The 23,465-nt window shown below is 70.7% G+C and carries 26 protein-coding genes; 23 read left to right on the plus strand and 3 right to left on the minus strand.

From position 1 onward, the window contains the following. Positions 1 to 27: 27 nt before the first annotated feature. From LN652_RS14165 to LN652_RS14205, 9 genes are all read left to right on the plus strand, one after another. Positions 28 to 585: a flagellar hook-length control protein FliK gene (locus LN652_RS14165; RefSeq protein WP_230441260.1), complete on the plus strand. Its 558-nt coding sequence runs from the start codon at positions 28 to 30 to the stop codon at positions 583 to 585. Between the two features lie 9 nt (positions 586 to 594). Continuing rightward, positions 595 to 1,056 carry a flagellar hook assembly protein FlgD gene (locus LN652_RS14170; RefSeq protein ID WP_230441261.1) on the plus strand — a complete coding sequence of 154 codons (462 nt, stop codon included), beginning with the start codon at positions 595 to 597 and terminating at the stop codon, positions 1,054 to 1,056. A gap of 24 nt (positions 1,057 to 1,080) precedes the next feature. After that, positions 1,081 to 1,920, plus strand: coding sequence for a flagellar hook-basal body complex protein (locus LN652_RS14175; RefSeq protein ID WP_230441262.1), 840 nt, complete (start codon positions 1,081 to 1,083; stop codon positions 1,918 to 1,920). Positions 1,921 to 2,053: 133 nt separating this feature from the next. Further along, positions 2,054 to 3,403: a site-specific integrase gene (locus LN652_RS14180; RefSeq protein ID WP_230441263.1), complete on the plus strand. Its 1,350-nt coding sequence runs from the start codon at positions 2,054 to 2,056 to the stop codon at positions 3,401 to 3,403. A 152-nt stretch (positions 3,404 to 3,555) separates the two neighbouring features. Further along, complete coding sequence (locus LN652_RS14185; RefSeq protein ID WP_230441264.1) at positions 3,556 to 5,055, plus strand: hypothetical protein; 1,500 nt, start codon at positions 3,556 to 3,558, stop codon at positions 5,053 to 5,055. Continuing rightward, positions 5,048 to 7,276: a hypothetical protein gene (locus LN652_RS14190; RefSeq protein WP_230441265.1), complete on the plus strand. Its 2,229-nt coding sequence runs from the start codon at positions 5,048 to 5,050 to the stop codon at positions 7,274 to 7,276. The genes LN652_RS14185 and LN652_RS14190 overlap by 8 nt, the downstream gene beginning before the upstream one ends. Further along, a complete protein-coding gene (locus LN652_RS14195; protein ID WP_230441266.1) occupies positions 7,273 to 7,728 on the plus strand; it encodes a hypothetical protein in 456 nt (151 codons plus the stop codon). The genes LN652_RS14190 and LN652_RS14195 overlap by 4 nt, the downstream gene beginning before the upstream one ends. A 115-nt stretch (positions 7,729 to 7,843) precedes the next feature. After that, positions 7,844 to 8,305 (plus strand): NUDIX domain-containing protein, encoded by a 462-nt coding sequence (locus tag LN652_RS14200; RefSeq protein ID WP_230441267.1) that lies wholly within the window; start codon positions 7,844 to 7,846, stop codon positions 8,303 to 8,305. A 147-nt stretch (positions 8,306 to 8,452) separates the two neighbouring features. Beyond that, entirely contained in the window at positions 8,453 to 9,028 is a 576-nt protein-coding gene (locus LN652_RS14205; RefSeq protein ID WP_230441268.1) for a T6SS immunity protein Tdi1 domain-containing protein, read from the plus strand. Between the two features lie 421 nt (positions 9,029 to 9,449). Here LN652_RS14205 and LN652_RS14210 read toward each other — a convergent pair whose 3' ends face one another. Beyond that, on the minus strand, positions 9,450 to 9,599 hold the full coding sequence (locus tag LN652_RS14210) for a hypothetical protein (RefSeq protein WP_230441269.1): 150 nt from the start codon (positions 9,597 to 9,599) through the stop codon (positions 9,450 to 9,452). A gap of 87 nt (positions 9,600 to 9,686) precedes the next feature. Between LN652_RS14210 and LN652_RS14215 the strand changes: the two genes are divergently transcribed. The 14 genes from LN652_RS14215 (at position 9,687) to LN652_RS14280 (ending at position 21,253) form a co-directional block, all read left to right on the plus strand. Next, positions 9,687 to 10,730 (plus strand): hypothetical protein, encoded by a 1,044-nt coding sequence (locus LN652_RS14215; RefSeq protein ID WP_230441270.1) that lies wholly within the window; start codon positions 9,687 to 9,689, stop codon positions 10,728 to 10,730. A gap of 309 nt (positions 10,731 to 11,039) precedes the next feature. Then, the gene (locus LN652_RS14220) at positions 11,040 to 11,321 is read left to right on the plus strand and encodes a flagellar FlbD family protein (RefSeq protein WP_230441271.1); all 282 of its coding nucleotides are present in this window, start codon (positions 11,040 to 11,042) and stop codon (positions 11,319 to 11,321) included. Then, entirely contained in the window at positions 11,321 to 12,091 is a 771-nt protein-coding gene (locus tag LN652_RS14225) for a motility protein A (RefSeq protein ID WP_230441272.1), read from the plus strand. Before LN652_RS14220 ends, LN652_RS14225 begins: the two co-directional genes overlap by 1 nt. A 1-nt stretch (position 12,092) precedes the next feature. Further along, positions 12,093 to 12,986: an OmpA/MotB family protein gene (locus tag LN652_RS14230; protein ID WP_230441273.1), complete on the plus strand. Its 894-nt coding sequence runs from the start codon at positions 12,093 to 12,095 to the stop codon at positions 12,984 to 12,986. Further along, the gene (locus LN652_RS14235) at positions 12,983 to 13,417 is read left to right on the plus strand and encodes a flagellar basal body-associated FliL family protein (RefSeq protein WP_230441274.1); all 435 of its coding nucleotides are present in this window, start codon (positions 12,983 to 12,985) and stop codon (positions 13,415 to 13,417) included. Before LN652_RS14230 ends, LN652_RS14235 begins: the two co-directional genes overlap by 4 nt. 58 nt (positions 13,418 to 13,475) lie before the next feature. Continuing rightward, on the plus strand, positions 13,476 to 14,432 hold the full coding sequence (locus LN652_RS14240; RefSeq protein WP_230441275.1) for a flagellar motor switch protein FliM: 957 nt from the start codon (positions 13,476 to 13,478) through the stop codon (positions 14,430 to 14,432). Beyond that, complete coding sequence (gene fliN, locus LN652_RS14245; RefSeq protein WP_230441276.1) at positions 14,429 to 15,190, plus strand: flagellar motor switch protein FliN; 762 nt, start codon at positions 14,429 to 14,431, stop codon at positions 15,188 to 15,190. Before LN652_RS14240 ends, fliN begins: the two co-directional genes overlap by 4 nt. 1 nt (position 15,191) lies before the next feature. Continuing rightward, a complete protein-coding gene (locus LN652_RS14250) occupies positions 15,192 to 15,704 on the plus strand; it encodes a FliO/MopB family protein (RefSeq protein ID WP_230441277.1) in 513 nt (170 codons plus the stop codon). A 151-nt stretch (positions 15,705 to 15,855) separates the two neighbouring features. After that, on the plus strand, positions 15,856 to 16,611 hold the full coding sequence (gene fliP, locus LN652_RS14255; protein ID WP_230441278.1) for a flagellar type III secretion system pore protein FliP: 756 nt from the start codon (positions 15,856 to 15,858) through the stop codon (positions 16,609 to 16,611). Positions 16,612 to 16,626: 15 nt separating this feature from the next. Further along, entirely contained in the window at positions 16,627 to 16,896 is a 270-nt protein-coding gene (gene fliQ / locus LN652_RS14260; RefSeq protein WP_230441279.1) for a flagellar biosynthesis protein FliQ, read from the plus strand. Between the two features lie 3 nt (positions 16,897 to 16,899). Then, complete coding sequence (locus tag LN652_RS14265) at positions 16,900 to 17,673, plus strand: flagellar biosynthetic protein FliR (protein WP_230441280.1); 774 nt, start codon at positions 16,900 to 16,902, stop codon at positions 17,671 to 17,673. Positions 17,674 to 17,679: 6 nt separating this feature from the next. Next, on the plus strand, positions 17,680 to 18,846 hold the full coding sequence (locus LN652_RS14270; RefSeq protein WP_230441281.1) for an EscU/YscU/HrcU family type III secretion system export apparatus switch protein: 1,167 nt from the start codon (positions 17,680 to 17,682) through the stop codon (positions 18,844 to 18,846). An 89-nt stretch (positions 18,847 to 18,935) separates the two neighbouring features. Beyond that, positions 18,936 to 20,984 carry a flagellar biosynthesis protein FlhA gene (gene flhA / locus LN652_RS14275; protein ID WP_230441282.1) on the plus strand — a complete coding sequence of 683 codons (2,049 nt, stop codon included), beginning with the start codon at positions 18,936 to 18,938 and terminating at the stop codon, positions 20,982 to 20,984. Continuing rightward, positions 20,981 to 21,253: a hypothetical protein gene (locus LN652_RS14280; protein ID WP_230441283.1), complete on the plus strand. Its 273-nt coding sequence runs from the start codon at positions 20,981 to 20,983 to the stop codon at positions 21,251 to 21,253. The genes flhA and LN652_RS14280 overlap by 4 nt, the downstream gene beginning before the upstream one ends. Here LN652_RS14280 and LN652_RS14285 read toward each other — a convergent pair. Both LN652_RS14285 and LN652_RS14290 read right to left on the minus strand, forming a co-directional pair. Next, positions 21,178 to 22,791: a sensor histidine kinase gene (locus LN652_RS14285; protein ID WP_230441284.1), complete on the minus strand. Its 1,614-nt coding sequence runs from the start codon at positions 22,789 to 22,791 to the stop codon at positions 21,178 to 21,180. The genes LN652_RS14280 and LN652_RS14285 overlap by 76 nt on opposite strands. A 68-nt stretch (positions 22,792 to 22,859) precedes the next feature. Continuing rightward, positions 22,860 to 23,465, minus strand: a complete 606-nt coding sequence (locus LN652_RS14290; protein ID WP_230441285.1) for an ACT domain-containing protein — start codon at positions 23,463 to 23,465, stop codon at positions 22,860 to 22,862.

Here is a 23,465-nt window from a genome sequence, read left to right on the forward strand (position 1 = left end):
TCGGCCCCGTCCGCCCCGGCGGCGCCCGTGGCCGACGCGCGCCCGGTCCCGGCGATGACCCAGGTGGTGCCCGAGGTCACCCGGCTGGTCCAGCGCGGCGACGGCGTCCACCGCCTCACCATGAAGCTCCAGCCCGAGGCGCTCGGCGAGGTCCGGGTGACCCTCACGCTCCGCGACGGGGCCGTCCAGGTGCAGCTCACCGGCGGGGAGCACGCGGCGCGCGCGCTCGCCGAGGGCGCACCCGAGCTGCGCCGGGTGCTCGAGCTCGCCGGGGCCGCCGAGGCCCGCGTGGTCGTCCGCGACCTCGCCGGCCAGCAGACCGCGACGGCCGGGCACCAGCAGGGCTCGCTCGGCCAGCACGCCGGCCAGCACCCGGGCCAGCAGCCCGGCACCTCCGACCAGCCGTACGGCGCCCAGAGCGCCGGCGGTGACGCCTCCGCCCCCGGACGGGACGGCGGCCAGCAGGACCAGCACGCACGGACGCGTGGTGGAGCAGCAGCCAGGGACGGCCTCACCGACGGAGCGACCGCGCTCCGTCCTGAACCGGTCCGAGGCGCCCCGCGGGGCGTCGACGTGACCATGTGAGGAGTGACCGTGACGGTCTCCGCGACCGAGGCGGTGTCAGGGACGCCCACCGCGTTCCCCACCGGGACGACGACGCTGTCGTCGACCTCGGAGGACAAGCAGATGTTCCTGGAGCTGATGGTGGCCCAGCTCCGCTACCAGGACCCGCTCAACCCGGCCGACTCCGGGGAGTTCCTCGCCCAGTCGGCCCAGTTCACGGCGCTGGAGAAGATGCAGGACGTCTCCGACCGCGTCGGGGCCCTGCTCGGCTCGCAGATGGCCTTCGGCGCCGGCGCCATGGTCGGCCAGCAGGTCTCGTGGATCGACCTCGACGGCGAGACCACGCACACCGGCACCATCGCGGGCGTCACCTTCGGCGCCGAGGGCCCGGTCTTCGACATCGGCGGCACCCAGGTCCCCCTCGCCCAGCTGCTCTCGGTCGGCACCACCACCACGCCCCCGACCGGCACCACCACCGACCCCGCGGCCTGAGGCCGTACCCGAAAGGACACCACCATGCTCCGCTCGCTCTTCTCCGGCATCAGCGGCCTCCGCGCCAACCAGACGATGCTCGACGTCACCGGCAACAACATCGCCAACGCCAACACGGTCGGCTTCAAGGCCTCCACCACCGTCTTCCAGGACACCCTCAGCCAGGTCATGCGCGGCGCGGGTGCCGCCAACGGCACCGTCGGCGGCACCAACCCGCTGCAGGTCGGGCTCGGTGTGCAGGTCGCGGCCACCCGCGGCAACTTCAACCAGGGCTCGGCGCAGTCGACCGGTGCCGCCACCGACCTGATGATCCAGGGCGACGGCATGTTCGTGCTCGGCTCGGGCGCCGAGCGCACCTACACCCGCGCCGGCGCCTTCACCTGGGACAAGGACGGCAACCTGACCTCGGCCAGCGGGAAGAAGGTCCAGGGCTACGCCCCCGGCGACGCCGGCGGCACCCTGATCGACATCAACCTCAACTCGCTGCAGGCGACCCTGCCCGCCGGCGTGGAGATGACGTCGTACTCGATCGGCGCCGACGGCGTCCTGCGCGGCACCTTCTCCGACGACGTGCAGCGCGACATCGCGATCGTCGCGGTCGCCAACTTCACCAACCCGGCCGGCCTCGAGCGGGTGGGCGAGACCGCCTTCCGCGAGTCGGCCAACTCCGGTGCCGCCGACCTCGGCGTCGCCGGCCAGGGCAGCCGCGGCGAGCTGATGGTCGGCACCCTGGAGATGTCGAACGTCGACCTCTCCGCCGAGTTCACCAACCTGATCCTCGCCCAGCGCGGCTTCCAGGCCAGCTCGCGGGTGATCACCACCTCCGACCAGGTGCTCGAGGAGCTCGTCAACATCAAGCGCTGAGACCCCGGAATCTCTAACTGTCTCCTCTGCCGTTGGAGCAGGACACGCCACAGGCGTTATCCCCGGAATGTCGGTTGTCTCTGCCAGAGTCCATCCGACAACAACCAGGCACAGCCTGAGGCAGGGGAAGCGCGTGATTCGCGTGCAAGTAATTCAAGGCGGCGCATGGGACGCCGAGGTCATCCAAGACGACCTCGGCGTCCAGCCGCTCGACCTCCGACCGGTGCTCTCGCCGGTCATGTTCGTCGACGGACGGATCGAGCCCGACGCCACACGTTGGCTCGCTGAGACTCACAGCCGTACCGACGGCACGGAGACCGCACAGTCATACGGCGACAGCCTCTCCGTGTGGGTCGCTCACCTCCTGCGTCACAACTCGAACCTGCGCGGCGCCACCCGTGACCACCTCATCGAGTATGTGAGAGTGCGCACTGTCGATCCCGACACGCGCGTGTCAGGCAACACATGGAAGCGCGATAGGACCGCGATCAAGCAGTTCCACACCTGGCTCCGTGAGACCCATGGCGTCGCAGTTCCGTTCACCCTCACCATCGTCCAGACGCCTCGCGGTCCGGTTGAGTCGATGCGCGAAGGACGAGGCGTCCCCTCCTCGGCCGCATCAGGCACACCTCTCACCCCGTCGCAGATCCCTGATCTGCTCGCGGCCGCGTGGCGCATGAGCCCCGACGGCACACTCGGTGACACCCTGACCGCCGGGCGGGACGCAGCCTTCATCGGCCTTGGACTGGCCTGCGGTGCTCGGCTCAACGCGCTCGCCCACCTCACCGTCTGGGAGTTGCCAGACCCCTCGCAGCCGGGCGACTTGATCGAGATGCGCCTGCCAGGAGCCATCATCAAGGGCCGCCGCGAAGTCCGCCTGCCCGCCTTTCGCAATCACCTCCAGCACGTCTGGTCCTACGCACACCCCACCAGCGGCTCTCGTCGCTTGTTACTGAAGGACTGGCGACCGAAGGACCCCATCCAGGTCGCCGAGGTACACACGAAGTCCGGCGGGTTCTGGGGCATCACCGACGACCGGGGACGCCGGTACGCCTTCAACGATCTCAAGCCCGAAGAGCGTCGTCGGCTCGTCACACCCGATGGCCACCCCGCTCTGTTGTTCCTCAACGCCTACACCGGCAAGCCCTTGTCGTTGGACACCCTCCAGGAACTCACTGGCGACATCTCCCTCATCGCTGAAGCCAACGCTGACGCGAACGAGTCCTCATTCCCGCACGTCCACACCCACGACCTCCGCCACACCTACGCCACCCACCTCGCCGCGGCCTTCATGCTCGGTGTCCCCACCAGCGGTGCCCGAGACATGCATGGCCAGCCCCACCGTGTAGACGTCAACAACGCCATCCAGATGGCGTGCGTCGGGCTAGGGCACCTCGACGAAGGAACGACGGCGCTCTACATCCAGCAGGTCGGCCTCATGCTCACGCGGTACACGCTCGCCGACTTCCTCGGGCGGTCCTGATGCCTAGCCGTAGCGATCGCTCCGTTCCGCGGCGTAAGACCGCCGATGACGCCGGGGTCCACGTCCACTTCATCACGGACATCGACTTGCCGAGTGACGGCGCCGTCCTTGTGCGGACTAGGGGCGCGAGCAAGGTTCGGCGACTCCCGCCGATGGAGGGAGTCGCCGGACAGCAACTCACCGCCGCCCTTGCGGACCAGACGCATGTCAGGGGCGGGACCTGGACCTCCGGGGAGACGCTAGCGGCCCAGCACTACTCGTCTCGTCGCTTCCTGTCGTGGCTCACGAATGAGCACGACATTGCGGACCTGTCAGACCCTGCCCTTACGCCTTCGATCGCTTGGGATGGAGTCCGATCCGTCGGCGTCGACCCCGGCCAACAGCGGCGGTTCCGCACCTTCCTGGCCGACGCATTGCTTACGGTCCGGGAGGACGCACATGCGCATCGAAGCGTGCTCCTCGGCCGCGCCCTCCCAGTCCAGGAACACACCTTGGAGGGCTACTCGCCAGCCGTCGCAGACGCGATAGAGCGGGTCGCGAGGGTCCATGTCGGACGTTGGTTTGTGCGGCACCGGGAAGCGGTTCGCGGCGCGCTCGGAGATCTGCCACGGGACTGGATGCGCTTGCCAGCGGAGGACCTCTGCGGCGAGGCACCCTCGTGCCCCGAAGCCTTCGTCGTGAGTCACCAAGAACTCGCCGCCGCGATGGTGTTGTTGAGTTTGCTCGACGACAAGGGGCCGAACCTCGCCGTCATCCACTCACACACAAGCGACTCCGTGGACGCAGCCGGTGACACGGCGTTCGTCACGAGCGTGAAAGCCCGGAACCGGCAGATACTCCATACCCCGGCCCCGAGGGGAGGCCTGTTCTCATATGCGGGGCTCCTAGAGTTCGTCACCGCTGCCACCCGGATCGAGCGGCACTACCGGGACGACGGGTCCGACTTCGCCCGCCTCCTCTTCGTAGCCACCGGAGCCACCAAGGTCACGACCAGCCCCCAGGTCAACCGATGGTGGCGCAGCACCGCTTCAGACTGGCCCGACCCAACCGTCCCGCGACCCACCACCCTGTCGTTCCCCCGCCTGCGCAAGGCGGCGCTCCTCCGCGGCAAGAAGCACGCACGGGTTGTGGTGGGGCACAGCCGTCGCACCGCTCGGCTCTACCTCGCAGACGCCCTGCCGGACGTCATTCTCATCCCCGGATTGGTCGACACCCAGAACAGCGTTACGGATTACTGGCGGACCCAGATGATCCCCACCCGGTCAGACGACCAGGAGGCAGCCGATGACCTGGTGGCCGCGCCGACGGTGATGGACGTGGGTGTCGCCATGTGCGCCAGCAACGGGCAGTCCCCGACCGACAACGAGAAGCCTTGCGGACTGGGGCCGGTCGCCTGCTTCGTGTGCCCCAACGGGTACCGCACCCCCGAGGTCATCCCCGGTCTTGTCGCTGCCGTCGAGTTCACCGACGGCATCCGCAAACACGAGCCCAACGAGTGGCTCTTAGGCGAAGCCCCAGTCCTTAACACGCTGGCCCGTAAGGCCCTCGACCAATTCCCTCAGCCAGTCGTGGCTGCCGCCAGTCGTGACGACGTGGACAACGCCCGCGTCCTCATCGCCTGCGTCTACTTGGAAGGCCGCCGTCGTGACTGAACAAGCCCTCATCCCGCAGGTGCGACCGCTCGCCGTCCAAGGAGCGACCAACACCCTCGGCGACCACGTCGACGTCCGCGACCTACTCGCCGACGGTCACAGCATTGACGCGCTCATCCGTTACGGGGACGACCGCTGGGACTTCCAGGGGTACCCGTTCGTCAACCAGACCGTCACCTCCCTCGACTTCACCCCCGTGCCCGCTCGCTGGCGTCCGGCGGTCAAAGACTGGGTACTTATGCGGCTCAACCCTGACCTCGCGCGCAGTGGTGACTCCGGCCTGCACGTGGACGTCGCGATGGCTGAAGTTGCCGCACACGAGCGGTCTCTCACCGTCCCGAGCGCGACGGCATATATCTACGCGTTGGCCGTTAGCCTGACCGCGCTCGACCGCCTCGGGCACCAACGACTGGGTGTGGCCGAGTGGAACGAGTTCGCCGCGACGATGAGACGGTCCTTCCCAAACGCGGCAGCCGGGACCCTCGCTGGGTACGCCCGACCCCTCATTTCGCTCTGGTCCTACCGAACGGTCCTTGGACTTGACCAGGACCTATGGGGCGGCACTCCGTTCAACGGCCGCACAGTCGAGCAACTCTTCAAGGTTCCCGAGCGGATCCTGAACGCCACGAGGCCCAACGCCGAACTGTGCGGCCCCGTGCTCGGGCTGGCGCTGTGGATGATCGATCACTGCGCGGAGGACGTGCTGAGTCGACTGGAGGCGCTCGCTGACGTGCCAGATCGGTCGGCCCTCAGTCGCGACGAGCAGGACGAGCACGTCCTTCACGTGTTGCGGAACTTCGAACAAGGCGGTCGTCCAATGCCCGCCGCGCCCGACCTCAAGACGGGCCAACTCACGACCTCGTGGGGGGTGTTCGTGCGGCTGGCCGGATGCTCGAACAAGGTCATGCGCAACCCGGTGGGACGCTCAGGCAAGGAGTTCAACCGGCTGCGACAGGAGCGGCCCGTCTCTGCCCACGAGGACGGCTTCGACCTCGGCATCACCGAAGTACCTGACGCGTCGGGCGCGCTGGTGCCGTGGGTGGACTCACTCCCGCCCAGCAAGTACCGCCTCGGTCTGGACTTCTGGACCCCGGCTCTCGCATACGCCTGCGCTCTAACGATCACCATGCTGACAACGGTCCGCGACCGGGAGTTGGCCGCCCTTCCCCACGACTGCCTGCGGTTCGGCACCTACGACCGGGGAGACGCCGAGGTGCCGGTCGCCCGTATGTCTGGCTTCCTTGTGAAGAACCGCGACACTCCCATCCCCGCCACGTGGGTCATCTCCGATGACGTGGTGCGTGCCGTCAAGGTGCTGCACCGTCTGAAGGCGGCTCTGAGACTCGAACCCAAGTTCCACCCACGGACCGGCCGTGAGGTCCTCCTCCACCCCGACCTTGGACGGGCGCGCGGTGACGAGAAGGAGTCCGACACCCTCACCCTCAAACTGTCGTGGCTCAGGTGGTTCCAAACCGCTGGGGAGCATCTGGCTGGGCGGGGCCTCGTACCTCCGCTCCCTGACCTACCGCGGTGGCTGAGTCACCGCACACTCAGGATTACTGGCATCCAGTCTTACGCGAGCCAGACGTGGGGCGACGCGCTCGCGGCCGCGCAGGCTCACTGGTCGAACCGCACCGTTGCGGAGGGCTACCTCGGCCACCTACCTCGATCGGTGTATCTCGCCGACCCCGACGCGATCGACGAGGCCGTCGAAGCCGCACGCACCGAAGCACTCCTCGACATCGCAGCCACCGTCGACGCCGACCCCACCGAAGTCGCAGGAGGCGGCAGCGAGCGGCTCCGCACCCTCCTCGACGAGACCAACGCACTCGACCTCGCCACGGGCGCCGTCACCCAACGCCAGTTGAACGCCCTCGCCCGCAAGACACAGCACGTCTTCGTCGGCGAACTCACGGTCTGCGTCCAGGGCCCCGGCGGCTTGTGCGGCAGCGAGGACGAAGCCGACTGGCTCCTGTGCCGCCCCTTCAAGTGCAAGAACTCGGCCATGACCCGCGCCCAGCGCGCCCGACTCGAACTACGACGACGCGGCTGGGCGCGACGCGACGGCGTCTTCCAACGCGCCCGAAGCAAGATCGACGAGGACGCCCCCGACCTCGAAGCCGAGTTCGCCGACCTCGACGACGCCGCCGTCCGCAGCCTCGTCCTCAGCGACCTCCCGTTCCCCATCTCCCGCGCCGCCCAAGAGGAGCCCACCCCATGACCAGCAGCCGCGAACTGGCCCAAGCCCTCGCCGACGCCCTGCGCGAGGAGCAGGTCGCTGTCCCCACCCGAGCCCTCATCGCCGCCGTCCTGATGAGCGCCCGCGGCGGGGCCCCCACCCGGCTGGGCATGTCAAAGGTCGGCGGCTACTCCTACGGCAGTTCACAGACCCACTACGGCGACCTTCTGGACGCCCTCTGCGAGCACGTGCCGCACCTCGTCGCCGAGATGGCCGACGACATCGTCGACCCCGCAGCGGCCGCCCGACTCCGCGACGACCTCCAGCAGCGCGACGCCTCCCTTGCTGCCCTGCGGGCCGAGCACGCCGCCCTCACCGAGCGCCACGAACACCTCCGCCGCTACGCACTCGCAGCACACGAGCGCCTGCGGGCCGTCGAGGGCGACCAGGGGCTCGAAGAAGCACGCGTGTTGCCGTTCCAGCCTGTCGGATGATGCATGCCACGGACGTGTCGTACGTCCGGATCTGCCGAGATGCGGTTGCTCGTGATCCGCGTCATCGCGGCGGGTGCGTCCCGTCGCCTGCTTTGCAGGCATCTAGGGTGAAGTCATGCCTGCTGCGCCCCACATAGCCCGCCTACGCGCCAAGGTGGGGAACGACTTGCTCTTGCTTCCCTCCGTAGCGGTCCTGCCCATCGACGACGACGATCGCGTCCTGTTAGTCCGCCAGACTGACTTCGGGTCCTACGGCACCATCGGTGGCGCGGTAGACGAGGACGAGGCACCCGAGGACGCAGCGCGTCGCGAGGCTCGGGAGGAAATCGGTGCCGAGGTCGAACTCACTGGCCTCGTCGGTGCCATAGGCGGCCCCCAGTTCCGCCTCACCTACCCCAACGGCGACCAGTGCGCCTACGTCAGCATCATCTACAGCGCGCGCCTGGCTCCCGATGCGACCGTGACACCCGACGGGCACGAGGTCGACCAAGTGCGCTGGTTCGCACGCGGCGAACTCGACCAGCCCATCATCGGCGACTTCGCCAGGAGCACCTTTGCAGCCCTCGGCTGGATCTAGCCCGTCGTCAGGGTTCTCGCCTTGAAGGAGCGTCGACCGTAACGCCCGGATCTGCCACCCCTAGTAGCCGCGATCCGCGCGGATCTGCCGAGATCCGGATGGACCGTGCTGCCGGATGATGACCGCCGAACGATCTAGGTTGTGACGGTGTTCGAGCGCCTCCTGACCTCTATTCCGCAGTCGCGCGTGTCCGGCCCCGCCGACTCTGGGACGCCTCCCGCGGGGGTGCGTGCTGCGTTGGGGCACGTCGCCGGAGCAACTTTGGGACGTGGCCTCTACCGTCTGCACACGGCTCACAGCGCGGCCGCCGCCGATCGCCTCGTGGCCGACGCATACCCAGACTTCGAGGGCCGGATCGCATGCTTCGGCATGGACTGGCTGGGGAGGCAGTTCTCACTGGACCCGACGAGAGGGCGGCCCGACGACCCGGAAGTCCTGTTGTTCGACGTCGGCGCGGGCGAGGCGCTGGAGATTCCGACGGCGTTCTCCCAGTTCCATGACTCCGAACTCACTGAGTACGCCGACGCTGCGCTCGCGGCCACCTTCTTCGATCAGTGGCTGGAGGCACATCCAGCGGCCATCCGGTTCGACCAATGCGTGGGCTACAACGTGCCGCTGTTCCTGGGCGGGGTCGACGGAGTCGAGAACCTCGACGTCACCGACCTTGACGTGTACTGGACCCTCACGGGACAACTGCGAGTTGCTGCGCTCGGGCACTCCTGACGTCCGGATCTGCCGCGTTGAGGCGGCTACGCTCGCCCGGATCTGCCGCGTTGAGGGCGGCTACGCTCGCCCGGATCTGCCGCGTTGAGGGCGGCTACGCTCGCCCGGATCTGCCGCGTTGAGGGCGGCTACGCTCGCCCGGATCTGCCGCGATGAGGGCGCTTGCGGTGCCTTCCCAGACGCGAGCAGTCCTCGTAATGTCGACGTCGGGTGTTCCGGTCCGTTGTGTCAGGCAGACCGGCTGCTCGGCAGAGGTCGCGAGGGCCGGTGCTAGGGCTCTCGCGGCAGCGTGCGGGTTCGGTGAGCGGTTGCAGGTTCACCGAGCCGACCAGGGTGGCCCGAGCCGGGTGAACAGCGGCTCGGGCCACCCGTCTGTTTGGCGGGCTGCGGGTCTCTTCGGCGGCTGAGGTGTGGTCTTTGGTCAGGACGGGTCGTCCTGTCGGCGGAGAAGAAGGAACCGCCGTGCGAAGCGCTCCACCTCGGTGGGGTCCGGCCTCCCGAACTTCTCGTCGAGTTCCGCGACCAGTGCAGCCAGCGCGGTCCGTCGGTTGGTCCGGTCGTCGATCTCCACTTCGCCACGGTACTCGCGCTTGCCCCCGCCGAGGCCCGCGTGCGCGTTCGACGGCATCTACGCGTCCGTTCGCATACCTTCTGTCACATGGGGGGAGAGCGCATCGAAGACATCGGGCTGGCCGTCGAGCAGTACGACGACCTCAACCGCCAGTTCTTCACCGGCCAGCACGCCCCACACGTCTTCCTTCGTCACCGCCTACAAGGGGCCATGCTCGTCGCACATGGCGGCGAGCACGTCCAAGCGGCCTTGGACGCAGGCCTCAAGGTGGGCGAACTGGAGAGCCGCGGCAACATGGGCGGCGACGAGGTGACCGACGAGGACCGGACCCTGTTTGCCGCCCTCGAAGCGATCGTCCTGTTCCATCACGCGGCCGAGACGATGCTCCGCCTCCTCATCGCATTGGAGAACGACGCTCTGTGCCCATGGCTAGAGGTGGCCCGACTCAAACAGGCGGGCGCCTACCCCAACCGCCTGCGTGACCTCCGCAAACGGCTTCTCGAACCGGGCACCCAGGACAACCTCGCCAAGGTCTTCTACTACCGACGAGACCGCAACACGCCGCCTCCGGACACCAGCGACGATGCATGGGCGTCAGCGATGAAGGGCCTCACGATCCTGATCGGAGAGTGTTGCGACCGCCACGACCGCGAGGCAAGCCTCTACAACTCCGCCAAGCACGGCCTCAGCGCCGTCCCCGGCAACGCGGCCATGCAGATGCAGTCCCAAGAGGACCCAGGTAACCCGTTCTTGGCCAGCAACGGTCCCTCGATCACGCTCCTCGAAGCCGTCGCCAATGACAAGGCGGGACGCAAGCAGTGGCAGCAGACGACCCACTGGATACCGGCCGATCGTCGACTCGCGCTCACCCACCTCGTCATCGACCAGATCGAGAACCTCTGGACCGTCGCTCGGATGCGTTACACCGAGCAGACCGGCAAGCACCGCCTCAAGCCACTGAGCCGCGACACCATCTCGACGCTGCTCTCCCCGCCGCCAGACGAGGACGGACCAGGCTATGCGTTCTCGGTCCTCTCGATGGGCATGCCACTGCTGTACGTCGAGGACACCCCGGACATCAAGAGGCGGCTGGAAGCGGCCGCCCACCGGGCCAAGCGCCAGCGCCGCTAGGTGCCAACCCGCCGACCAGTTCTGGGCTCAAGGTGGTTGCTCGGCAGCCGATAGGAGAGACAGGTTCGCGGGTGAGACGAGGCTTCCGCCCGAGAGCCGGGCAGAGACACCCTCGTTCTATCCGAACAGAGGAGACACCCCCGAGATCCCGGCAGAAGCGCTGACGTGCTGACGTCATGGCGGGCGGTCGCCCGCGCGGCCGCCCGCCATGACCTCGTCGTTTCCCTCAGGTGGGGACGGCGATGGCCGAAGAGACAGACGAGGCCCACGGACGGGCCTCGCGTAGACGCACAGGGATGGTGCACTGACATGATTCTGCTGACCCGACTCTCGGGCTCGGCGTTCGTCCTGAACGCCGACCTGATCGAGCGACTCGACAGCACACCCGACACCGTGGTGACCCTCGTGGACGGCAAGAAGTACGTCGTCGCCGAGGGCCTGGTCGAGGTGGTCGACCAGGTGCGTGCCTGGCGCGGGAGCATCATCGCCGCCGGGGCCGTGCCCGCCGCGGGCGTCGACCCGCACGCGTACGCGCCGCGGGCCCACCTCACCGCCGTCTCCGACCGCGCCGGCCGGGAGGGTGAGGCCTGATGGACCCGGCAACCCTGATCGGGATCCTCGTCGGTCTCGTCATCATCTTCGTCGCCCAGATCATGGAGGGCGGCAACCCGATGAGCCTCATGCTCGTCGCCCCGATGCTCCTGGTCTTCGGCACCACGTTGATGGTGACCATCGCCGGCGGCACGATGTCCGACGCCAAGGCCGCCGTGGGGTCGTTGAAGACGGCGTTCACCGCGAAGGTGCGTCCCGCGGCCGACGTGGTGCCGATGGTGGTCGCGCTGGCCGAGAAGGCGCGCCGCGAGGGCCTGCTGGCCCTCGAGGACGACCTGAAGAAGGTGGACGATCCGTTCCTCGTCAAGGGCGTCACGCTCGCCATCGACGGCACCGACCCCGAGGAGGTGCGCGAGATCCTCGAGTCCGAGGTCTACGCCACCAAGGCCCACGGCAAGCACTCCGCGAAGTTCTTCGCCGACGCCGGCGCCTACGCGCCGACCATCGGCATCATCGGCACGGTCATGGGGCTCGTGCACGTCCTGGAGAACCTCGCCTCGCCCGAGGAGCTCGGCCACCTCATCGCGGCCGCCTTCATCGCGACCCTGTGGGGCGTGATGTCGGCCAACGTGATCTTCCTGCCGCTCGGCAACCGGCTCAAGCGGCTCACCGAGCTCGAGGCGGCCCGCATGGAGCTCGTCATCGAGGGCGTCGCGGCCATCCAGGCCGGGGCGAACCCGCGGGTGATCGCCCAGAAGCTGTCGTCGCTGCTGCCGGCGGGCGAGCAGCCCGACCAGAAGGCGGCCTGACGTGAGCGGCGGTGGGCGCAAGCGCCGTGAGGACCACGAGGAGCACGAGAACCACGAGCGCTGGCTGGTGACGTACGCCGACATGGTGACGCTGCTGATGGTGCTGTTCATCGTGATGTTCGCGATGAGCTCGGTCGACCAGAAGAAGTTCAACGAGCTCAAGGCCGGCCTCGCCGCCGGGTTCGGTGACTCCACGTCGGTGATGACCGGGTCGCAGTCGACCATGGAGGAGGCGGGTGTCTCGGCGGTCGCGCCGGTGAAGCCCGAGACCTTCGCGGGCGCCGCGCCGGTCGCCGAGCAGGCCGCCCAGGCCCTGAAGCGCCAGAGCCGCGAGCTCAGCGCCGCCCAGCTCGAGGCCGCGCGCCTCGACTCGCTCGGGCGGGAGCTCGAGGAGGCGCTGAGGAGGTCCGGGCTGAGCAGCGACGTGACCCGCAAGCTCACCGACGACGGGCTGCTGCTGAGCCTGACCTCGCGGCACGTGGTCTTCGAGCCCGACCGGGCGGAGCTCAGCGCTCGCGGCCAGCGGGTGCTCGACGCGGTCGCACCCGTGCTGCGCGGCGCCACCGAGGACCTGCGCATCGACGGCCACACCAACCAGGTGCCGGTCAAGCCGCGCTACTTCGCCACCGACTGGGACCTGTCCGCGGCCAGGGCGATCACCGTCCTGCGCTACCTCAACGAGACCGGCCGGATCCCGGCCGAGCGGCTGAGCGCGTCCGCGTTCGGCCACGAGGTGCCGCTCGTCGACCCGTCGAAGCCGGGCTCGCAGGACGTCAACAAGCGCGTGGACATCGTCGTCCTGTCCTCGCTGCCGGCCGCCTCGCGTGAGCTCCTGGACGACGTCGCAGCCGCCGGAGAGGCGGACACCCACTCGACCACCGGAGGAGAGTCATGAGCAGCGCCACCCTCGAGAAGCCCGCCGAGGCCGAGGCCGAGGCCAAGGGAGGGAAGAAGAAGCTCATCATCATCGTGGTCGTCCTGCTGGTCGCCGCGGCGGCGGGCTACTGGTTCTTCCTCAAGCCCAGCGGCGCGCCCAAGGAGCCCGAGCCGGGTGAGGTGATGACGATGGAGCCGATCCAGGTCAACCTCGCCGACGGCCACTACCTGCGCATCGGCGTCGCCCTCCAGCTCACCGCCGACGCCCACGAGGCCGACGGCAGCAAGGCGCTCGACGCGACGATCGCGCTCTTCAGCGGGGTCGACCAGGCCGAGCTGATCAAGGACAAGCAGCGCGAGGAGCTGAAGAAGGAGCTGGAGAAGGAGCTCGAGCACGCGTACCACGGTGACGTGATGGAGGTGTACTTCACCGAGTTCGTCACCCAGTAGCCCGCGCTCGTCCGGCAAATCCCTCAGGTCCGGCTCGACCGGGCCGATGGGGGTGGTCGTGACGAGCCCGCAGCCCCCGAGCGGACCCGCGCACTCCGGTGCCCGGGGTCGCCGGCGTACCCGCAGCGCGGCCGAGCCGACGGCCTACGACTTCCGGCGTCCGATCCAGCTGTCGCGGGAGCACACCCGCATCCTGGAGGAGAGCCTCGACGGCTTCGCGCGCCAGATGGGCACCGCGTTCACCTCGGCGCTGCGCGCCGTGTGCAGCGCCCAGCTGCTCGGCGTGGCCCAGACGACCTACGGCGAGCACGTCGACACCCTCGACGCGATGACCTACGCGGTGAAGCTCCGGGCCGAGCCGCTCTCCGGCTTCACCCTCCTCGACCTGCCGCTGCCCGCGGTCATGGGCGCGCTCGACATGATGCTCGGCGGCCCCGGGACCGAGAAGCAGCCCGAGCGCCCGCTCACCGAGATCGAGAGCGCGGTCGTCCGCGGCATCCTCACCCGCCTGCTCAGCGAGCTCGGGCAGAGCATCGTCGGCATCGTCGAGACCGACCCGGCGCTGGTCGGCATCGAGTACAACCCGCAGCTGGTGCAGGCGGCCGCTCCCGGCGACGTCGTCGGCGTCGCGACCTTCGAGCTGGTCGTCAAGGACCGCCCGCACCGGGTGACGCTGTGCCTGCCGTTCACCGCCCTGCACCCCTACCTCGTCCGCGCCGCGGCGCCGGCGCCCGTCTCGGAGCACGAGCGCATGCAGCGCTCGCGCGCCGCCGAGCTGGTGGACCGTCGCTTCCAGGACGTGCCGGTCGACGCGGTCGTCCGCTTCGCCCCCACCCGGCTCGACCCCGGGACCCTCAGCAACCTCGCCGTCGGCGACGTGGTGCGGCTCGCGCACCGCGCGTCCGAGCCCCTGTCCGTCGTGATGGGGGAGGCCACCTTCGCCCACGCGACGGCCGGCACCCACGGCGCCCGTCTCGCTGCACTGGTCGTCGGCACCACCAAGGAGAACTCATGACCGCCCTCACCGACTCGCCCGCCGACCTCGCCGGCGTCGCCCTCAGCGCCGCGGCCGCCGCCGCGGAGGTGCTGCCCGCCGCGACCCCGCTGGTCGCCGGCACGCCCGTCCCGGGCGGGACCGACGCCACCGCCGGCCTCACCGGCGCGGCGATCGCCGAGCTGCACCTGCCGGGCGTGCCCGCATCGCCGTGCTCGTCGGTCCCGACCTCGTCGAGGCCCTGGCCAGCAGCCCGCTCGGCGGGCTCGACCTCGCCGCCGCCGCCCAGCCCGCGCTCGAGGCCGCGGCCGGTGCCCTCGGCGCCCGCTGCGGTGCCGCCGCGCGAGGTCGCGGTGGACCTGGTGCTCGGCGACCTCGGCGGTGCGACCGTCGTCCCGCTGCTCGGCGACGGCGTCCCGGCCGGCGCGCTGCTGGTGTCGGACGCGGCCGTGGCGTCCGTCGAGGCGATGCGCGCCACCGAGATGCCCGCCGCGACCGCCTCCCGCGCCGCCGCTCCCGCCGGCTCCGCGGCCCGCGGCATCGAGATGCTGCACGGGGTCGACATGGAGGTGACCGTCGAGCTCGGTCGCGCCCGGCTGACCGTGCGCGAGCTGCTCGCGCTCTCCCCCGGGGAGGTGCTCGAGCTGGACCGCGCCGCCGGCAGCCCGGCCGACCTGCTGGTCAACGGCCGGCTGATCGCCCGCGGCGAGGTCGTCGTGGTCGACGAGGACTTCGGCCTCCGGATCACCGAGATCGTCGACGAGAGCGCAGCAGGCTGACGTGCTCGAGCTGACGGTGCGACTCATCGCCTCCCTGGCGGTGGTCGTGGGACTCATGCTGCTGCTCGCCAGGCTGGTGGGCAAGCGGTACGGCGCGCGCGCCGGCGCCCCGGTGCAGGTGCTGCACCGGCAACCGCTGTCGCGCAGCGCCTCCGTCGCCGTCATCACCGTCGGCTCCCGCGTCCTCGTCGTCGGCGCCACCGACCAGCAGGTCAGCCTGCTCACCGAGCTCGACCCGGAGGAGCTCGCCGAGGACGACTCCGACGCCGACCTGCTCACCATGCCGACGCTCGCGGCCTCGCCCGAGGCCGCGCCGGTCTCCGCCCCGACCCTCACCGCCCTCGCGTCCGCCGTCACCGGTCCCGCCGCCACCGAGCGTCCCGCGCGCGGGTCGCACCGCGCCGCCCCGGCTCCGCGCCGGGCACCGGCGAGCACCGGCGCGCTGGCCGGCTCCGTCCTCTCACCGCAGACCTGGCGCCAGGCCCTCGCCGCCGTCACCGGGAAGGCGTCGTGAACGGGCGCCGGCGCACCGTGCGGGCGGTCGCGGGCCTGCTCGCCGCCGCCGTCGCTGGGCTCGCGGTCGCCTCGGGCTGATCGTCGCCCCGGCCGGGCGCGGCCGACACGTCGCCGGGCCGCGCCCGTCGCGGCGGGCGTGGACGACCGGTGTGACGACCGGACTGCCCGGCACCCTGCCGATGACGCCGGAGGGTCCCCGGGGCCCGACCGCGCCCACCGGTCCGGCCGGGCCCGGCGGCGACAGCTCGGTGACGATCGACCTCAAGGGCATCACCGACAAGCCCAGCACCCCGGTCACGGTGATCGTGGCGCTGTCGCTGCTGTCCCTGCTGCCGGCGATCCTGCTCACCTGCACCAGCTTCACCAAGGTGCTGATCGTCCTCGGCCTCACCCGCAACGCGCTCGGCCTCCAGGGCATCCCGCCCAACCAGGTCCTCGCCGGCCTCGCGCTGTTCCTGTCGCTGTTCATCATGGGGCCGGTGCTGTCGCAGATGAACGACACCGGCCTGCAGCCCTACCTCGACGGCGACAAGACGGCGACGGCGGCCTACACCGACGGCGTGGAGCCGCTGCGCGACTTCATGCTCGACCAGACCGGCGACGACGAGCTGCGCCTGCTCACCGACGTCGCGGGCCGCGACCTGCCGAAGAACCGCAGCGAGGTCTCGATGGCGACGCTGGTGCCGGCGTTCGTGCTCAGCGAGCTCAAGCAGGCGTTCATCATCGGCTTCATCGTCTTCATCCCCTTCCTCGTCATCGACATCGTGATCAGCGGCGCCCTCATGGCGCTGGGCATGATGATGATGCCGCCGGTGATGGTGTCGCTGCCGTTCAAGCTCCTGCTCTTCGTCCTCGTGGACGGCTGGGGTCTGGTCATCACGTCCGTCGTCTCGAGCTATCAGTAGCCAGGAAGAGCAGCCATGACCGACACCACCGTCATCAACATCGCCCTGCAGACCATGCTGGTCGCGCTGAAGCTCTCGGCGCCGATCCTCGTGACGTCGCTGGTCATCGGCTTCACCATCTCGCTCTTCCAGTCGATGACGCAGATCCAGGAGTTCACCCTGGCCTTCGTGCCCAAGCTCGTCGGCGTCGGCGTCGCGCTGCTGGTCTCCGGCGGCTGGATGCTCCAGACCCTCGTCGACTTCACCCGGGACCTGTTCGACATGGTCCCGACGCTGCTGGGCTGACCCGTGGGCCTCACCCTGAGCGTCGCCGGTGAGCCGCTGCTGGCCTACCTGCTGGCGTCGGTGCGGATCATCGCGTGGCTGGCGCTGGTGCCGCCGTTCGCCGGGCGGTCGGTGCCGACGATGGCGAAGGTCGTGCTGTCGCTCGGACTCGCCTTCGCGGTGCTGCCCTCGGTCGAGGGCGGGTCGATCCCCACCGGGACCGGCGAGCTGCTGGTCACCACCCTCACCCAGGTGGTCGTGGGCTCCGCGCTCGGACTGGTGACGTACGTCCTGCTGGCCGCGGTCTCGACCGCCGGCGCCATCATCGACACCTTCGGCGGCTTCCAGCTCGCGCAGGGCTTCGACCCGCTGTCGATGAACATGAACACCGTCTTCGGCAAGCTCCACCAGATGCTCGCGGTGATGATCCTCTTCGCGACCGGAGGGCACCTGCTGGTGCTCGGCGGCCTGCTGCGCACCTTCACCCTGCTCCCGCTGGGCGAGACGCCGCAGCTCGACGGCGCCTCCCACGTGCTGGTCACGGCCGTCGGGATGTTCTTCCTCACCGCCGTGCAGATCGCGCTGCCGCTGGTGGCGGTGCTGTTCGTGGCCGACCTGGGCCTGGCGCTGCTGACCAAGGTGGCGCCCCACCTCAACGCGATCAACGTGATGTTCCCGGCGAAGATCGGTCTGACCCTGCTGCTCCTCGGCATGTCGTTCCCGGTGCTCCCCGAGGCCGTGCGGCACCTCGTCGAGCTCGCCAACGAGGCGCAGGCCTCGCTGCTGGGCGGGGGGTGATGCGCGGTGTCCGACGAGAAGACCGAGAAACCCACAGCCCGCAAGCGCAAGGAGTCCCGCAAGGAGGGGCAGGTCCCCCGCACCCAGGAGCTGGGCGGCTGGGCCACCCTGCTGCTGGTGGGCATGGTGCTGCCGACCCTGCTGGGTCGTGAGCTGACCGCGCTGGCCGAGCTGATGAAGCAGTGCTTCACCATGCAGGGCCAGGTGGAGGTCGCCGACGCGATGGTCCTGCTCGGGCGAGGGGCCCGGCACGTCATGGTCACCCTGGTCTCCCTCGGGTCGGCCGTGATGCTGGTGGGCGTCGGCGCGGCGCTGGCGCAGGGCGGCTTCTTCCTCGCCACCAAGAGCGTCAAGCCGTCGCTGAAGAAGCTCAACCCGATCCAGGGCTTCAAGCGGGCCTTCGGGCCGCAGGCGCTGTGGGAGGGCGCCAAGATGCTCATCAAGAGCGCCGTCGTCGGCGTCGTGGCGTACGGCGCGATCGCCGCGCTGATGCCGCTCATCGGCGGCCTGGTGCCGATCTCGGCCGTGCTCGAGGTGGTCCGCGACGAGGTGCTGTCGCTCGTGCGGAGCGTCGCGGTCGCGGGACTGGTCATGGCGGCCTTCGACTACCTGATCGTGCGACGCCGGATGGGCAAGCAGACCCGGATGAGCAAGCACGAGGTCAAGCAGGAGCACAAGCAGACCGAGGGCGACCCGCTGCTCAAGGGCGCCATCCGCTCCCGCCAGCTCGCCGCGGCGCGCAACCGGATGATGGCTGACGTGCCGAGCGCCGACGTGGTGCTGGTCAACCCCACCCACGTCGCCGTCGCGCTGCGCTACGACGCCGAGCGCGGTGCGCCCAAGGTCGTCGCGCGGGGTGCCGGCGTGGTCGCGCAGAAGATCCGCGAGCAGGCGGCGGAGCACGGCGTGCCGCTGGTGCGCGACATCCCGCTGGCCCGGGCGTTGCACCGCTCCACGGTCGTCGGGCAGGAGATCCCGCCGGAGCTCTACGCCGCGGTGGCGCAGGTCCTGGCGTTCGTCATCTCGCGCCGGTCCACCGGGGTGAGCGGCGGCGAGCACCGCAGCCCGCGCAGCGAGGCCGACCTCCCCGCCGTCCCGGTGGCCGGCCGCCGGCGTCGCACCGTCACGGAGCCTGCCGCGATTTCCTCAGGAGTCGTCGCCGCCGGCCGATGAGGACCCTGACGCCAGGACGGCGTCGCCCGGTGCCATGGAGGGCGCCCGCCTGACCGGCTCCTGCCCGGCGACCCTCCGAAAGGCACCACGTGGTTCCGAAGCGGCTCATCCAGCTGGGCGTCCCGGCCGGCATCGTGCTCATCGTCGTGATGCTGGTGGTGCCGCTGCCCGCGATGGTGCTGGACCTGCTGATCGCGCTCAACATCACCAGCGCGCTGCTCGTCCTGCTCGTCGCGATGTTCGTGCACCGCCCCCTCGAGTTCTCCGCCTTCCCGGCCGTGGTGCTGGTGCTCACGCTCTTCCGGCTCGCGCTCAACGTGAGCGCGACCCGCCTGGTGCTGCTCGACGGCTACGCCGGCAAGGTGATCGACACGTTCGGCCACTTCGTGGTCGGCGGCTCGCTGATCGTCGGCCTGATCGTCTTCGCGATCCTCCTCATCATCCAGTTCGTCGTCATCACCAAGGGCGCCGAGCGCGTCGCCGAGGTGGGCGCCCGCTTCACGCTCGACGCGATGCCCGGCAAGCAGATGGCCATCGACGCCGACCTCAACTCCGGCCTGATCGACGAGGACGAGGCGCGGCGCCGCCGCCACGAGGTCCACGCCGAGGCCGACTTCTACGGCGCGATGGACGGAGCGTCGAAGTTCGTCAAGGGCGACGCGATCGCCGCGATCGTGATCACCATGGTCAACCTGATCGGCGGCTTCGCGGTCGGGATGGCCCAGAAGGGCATGTCGTTCGGCGACGCCATCACCACCTACAGCCTGCTGTCGGTCGGCGACGGCCTGGTCTCGCAGATCCCGGCGCTGCTGCTGTCCACGGCCACCGGCCTCATCGTCACCCGCAACACCGGCGACTCCGACATGGGCTCCGACATCCTGCGCCAGCTCACCAACAACAAGATGCCGCTGCAGATCGCCGGCTTCGGGGCGCTCGCCATCTGCCTGATCCCGGGCCTGCCCAAGCTGCCGTTCATCACCGCCGGCGGCATCATGCTGCTGGCCTCCTCCCGGGTGGCGACGCCCGTCGTGCGGGACGAGGCGGAGGTGGCGGCCGAGCAGGCGCTCACCGCGCCCGCCGACACCCCCGAGCTGCTCGCCGCCGAGATCCAGGTCGACCCGCTCGGCCTCGAGCTGTCGCCGGACGTGATCGACCTCGTCGACGCGGCCAGCGGGGGCGACCTGCTCGACCGGGTCAAGGCGCTGCGCCGCAAGATCGCCGGCGAGCTCGGCATCATCGTGCCGCCGGTCCGCACCCGCGACAACATCGACCTGCCGGCCAGCACGTACGCCATCAAGCTCTTCGGCATCGAGGTCGCCCGCGGCGAGGCGCCGCGCGGCACCGTCCTCGCGATCGGCGACCACGTCGGGTCGATGCCCGGCCGCGCCACCCGCGAGCCCGTCTTCGGGCTGGAGGCGTCGTGGATCCCCGCCGAGCTGCGCGTCCAGGCCGAGCTCAACGGCGCCACGGTCGTCGACCGCGCCTCGGTCATCACCACCCACCTCGCCGAGGTGGTCGGCCAGCACGCCGCCCGCCTCCTCGGCCGCGAGGACGTCAAGATGCTCGTCGACCTGGTCCGCCGCAGCCACCCCGTGGTGGTCGAGGAGCTGACCCCCGCCCAGCTCAGCCTCGGCGAGGTCCAGCGCGTGCTGCAGGGCCTCCTCGTCGAGGGCGTCGCCGTCCGCGACCTGGTGCGGATCTTCGAGGCGCTGTCGCTCAAGGCCCAGGTCACCAAGGACCCCGACGCCCTCGTGGAGGCGGCACGCACCTCCCTGGGACCGGCCATCGTCGCACCACACCTGCTGGAGGGAGCCGTGCACGTGATCAGCTTCGACCCGATGCTCGAGCAACGGATGCTGGAGGCCGTGCGCCCCGGCGACCAGGGAGCCGTCGTCGCGCTCGACCCGCTCGTGGGCCAGAGCGTGCTCGGCGAGCTCTCCGACCTCCGCACCGCCGCCGAGGAGCGCGGCCTGCGACCCGTGGTCGTGTGCGCCCCGCAGATCCGCGCCGCCGTGCGGCGGATGGTCGCCCCGGTCCTCACCAGCACCGCCGTCCTGTCCTACACCGAGCTGTCCGGCGCCACCCAGGTGCGGTCGGTCGGCACCGTCACCGGTGACCGTCTCGCGGTGACGGCATGAAGCCCGTGTCCGGGGCGATGCTCCTCGTCGCCGCCGCGCTCACCTCACCGACGTTGGCCGGCGCCGCCATGGGGACGGTGCCGGTCGACGTCGCGCTCGCCCGCTACCTCGTCGTGGCCGCGATCAGCTGGGTGCTGCTCGCCCTGGCGGCCGAGTGGCTCTGGACGGAGCCACCCTCGACCGCGGTGGCGGGTCAGGCCTCGCCGGCGGCCGGTTCCGCCGACGACGACGCGACGCTCGCGGCGGGCGACGCCACCGAGCCCGCCTGAGGGTCGAGGGGGACCCGCCACCGCACCCGGGTGCCCCGCGGCTCCGCCGGCTCCACGAACAGCTCGCCGCCGAGGTCGGTGGCCCGGGAGCGCAGGTTGCGCAGCCCGCTCGTGGCGACGTCCCCGTCCGGCATCCCCCGGCCGTCGTCGCAGACCTGCAGGCTGAACCAGCCCGACTCGACCGCGAGGTCGACCTCGCAGCGGCCCGCGCCCGCGTGCCGCACGCAGTTCGACAACAGCTCGCGCAGCACGACGGTCGCCTGGCCGGCCAGGTCCTCGCCCACGAGGGAGTCGACCGGCCCCCACGTCCGGACCACCGGCACGAACCCCAGCGCCGGCCCGTACTCGCGCGCGAGGCCGAGGACGTCACTGCGCAGCGACGCGGACCGCCCGCGCTCGAGCTCGAAGATGGTGCCCCGGATCTCGCGGATCGAGTCGCCGATCTCGCGGATCGCCTCGCTCACGTGCTCGTCGTCGCCGCGCCCCTCGCGCGCACCGGTGCGCAGCCGGAGGGCGGTCGCGTAGAGGCGCTGGATGACCACGTCGTGCAGGTCGCGGGCGATCCGGTCCCGGTCGGCGGCGAGCACCGCGTGCTGGCGTTCCTGCTGGAGGACGCCGTGGTCGAGCACGAGGGAGCCGTGCCGCACGAAGGAGGAGAGCAGCGCGCGGTCCTCCGCGGACGGGTGCGACCGGGCGGGGTCGAGCACCAGCACCACCACGCCCGCGGGGGCGTGGGCGGGGCTCAGCGGCAGGCCCCAGACCGGGCGGCCTCCCGCACGGACCACGAAGCCGCGCCCGTCGGCCTCGGCGGCGCGGACGCGGTCGGCGACCTCGTCCAGCAGGTGCGGCAGGTCGGCGTCGACGTCGCCGGCCGTCGCCAGCACGTCCATCCCGTCCGACGACGCCGCCACCACGGCGGCCGCGCGGGCGCCCGAGATCCGCAGCGCGCCGTCGGCGATGCGGCTGGTCGGCTCCGCGAGCAGGAAGGGCGGACGCATCGACTGGTCGACGGCGGCAGCCAGCTCGGCGGCCTCGCGGCGCTTCTCGTTGAGGTGGTAGCTGAGGGCGTTGCGGACCGCGACGCCGGTGACCTTGCCCAGGACCGAGATGCTCTCGACGTCGTCGTCGGCGAAGCCGTCCGCCGGTGGGTCGAGGAGCAGCAGGTCGGCGAAGAGCCGGCCGCTGACGACCACGGGCACCCGCAGCACCTCGTCGCCGGCGGCGTCGCGGAGGCGGACCACCTCGTGCTCGGGCCGCTCGCCCGGCGCGCCCTCCAGCCCGGCGTCGCCGAGCCGGTCCCGCAGCGCCAGCGCGCGGGGCAGGTCCGTGCCGCGTGCGGTGACCCGCGGCTCGTCGAGGACGTCGTCGCCTCCAGGGGCGACGGGCCGCTCGTCGACCAGGGCCAGCACGACGGCCCCGGCGCCGGTCCGCTCGGCCCCGATCGTCGCGGCGCGCTCCAGGACCTCGTCGACGTCGAGCACCGAGACCACGGAGAGCAGGTCCGAGCGGCGCATCTCCGGAGCGCCAGAGAAGACCATGCGTCCATTGAAGCAGCCGGTCGGGCCGCGTGGAGCCTGCTCGCCAGGGGCGGCCGGGGGCCGGAGCGTCAGGTGCCGCTGATCGTGACCGCGAGGCCGAGCAGGTGCTCGAGGCGGGCCAGCTCGGAGTCGAGGAACTCCGGGCCGCCGCGGCGGCCCATCAGCAGCACGTCGCCGCCCAGCGGAGCGGCGCACTCGACGTAGGTGTCGCTGCCGGGCAGCCGGACCGGCGCGGTGACCGGGGGGAGGTCGAACGACTCCGGCGCCGCGTCGGTCGCGTGCACGACGGTGGCGCCGGACGCGCCGGGGCGCACGCGCGCCGCCCAGTCGACGCGGAAGGCGATCGGCAGCAGGTCGACCAGCCGGTCGCGCGCCGAGGCCGGGTCCTCGGTCAGCGCCTCCACCACCTCGAGGTCGAGGAAGAGGTTGCCGCCGGCGGCGTAGCGGTTGATCCACAGCACGCTCACGCCGTCGAGCACGCTGCAGGCCGACACCACGGAGTCGGGCATGGTGCCGGTGGGGATCTCGAGGAGCACGTCGTCGACCGCGTAGCCGTCACGCTTCTCCACGATCTCGATGGCCTCGATGTCGCCTCCCGCCTCACCGATCGCGCTCGCGACGCGACCCAACGACCCGGGGACGTCGGGGAGCTCCACGCGCATCAGGTACGGCAT

Origin of the sequence: Nocardioides okcheonensis (genome assembly GCF_020991065.1) — a bacterium.
Taxonomy (GTDB): domain Bacteria; phylum Actinomycetota; class Actinomycetes; order Propionibacteriales; family Nocardioidaceae; genus Nocardioides; species Nocardioides okcheonensis.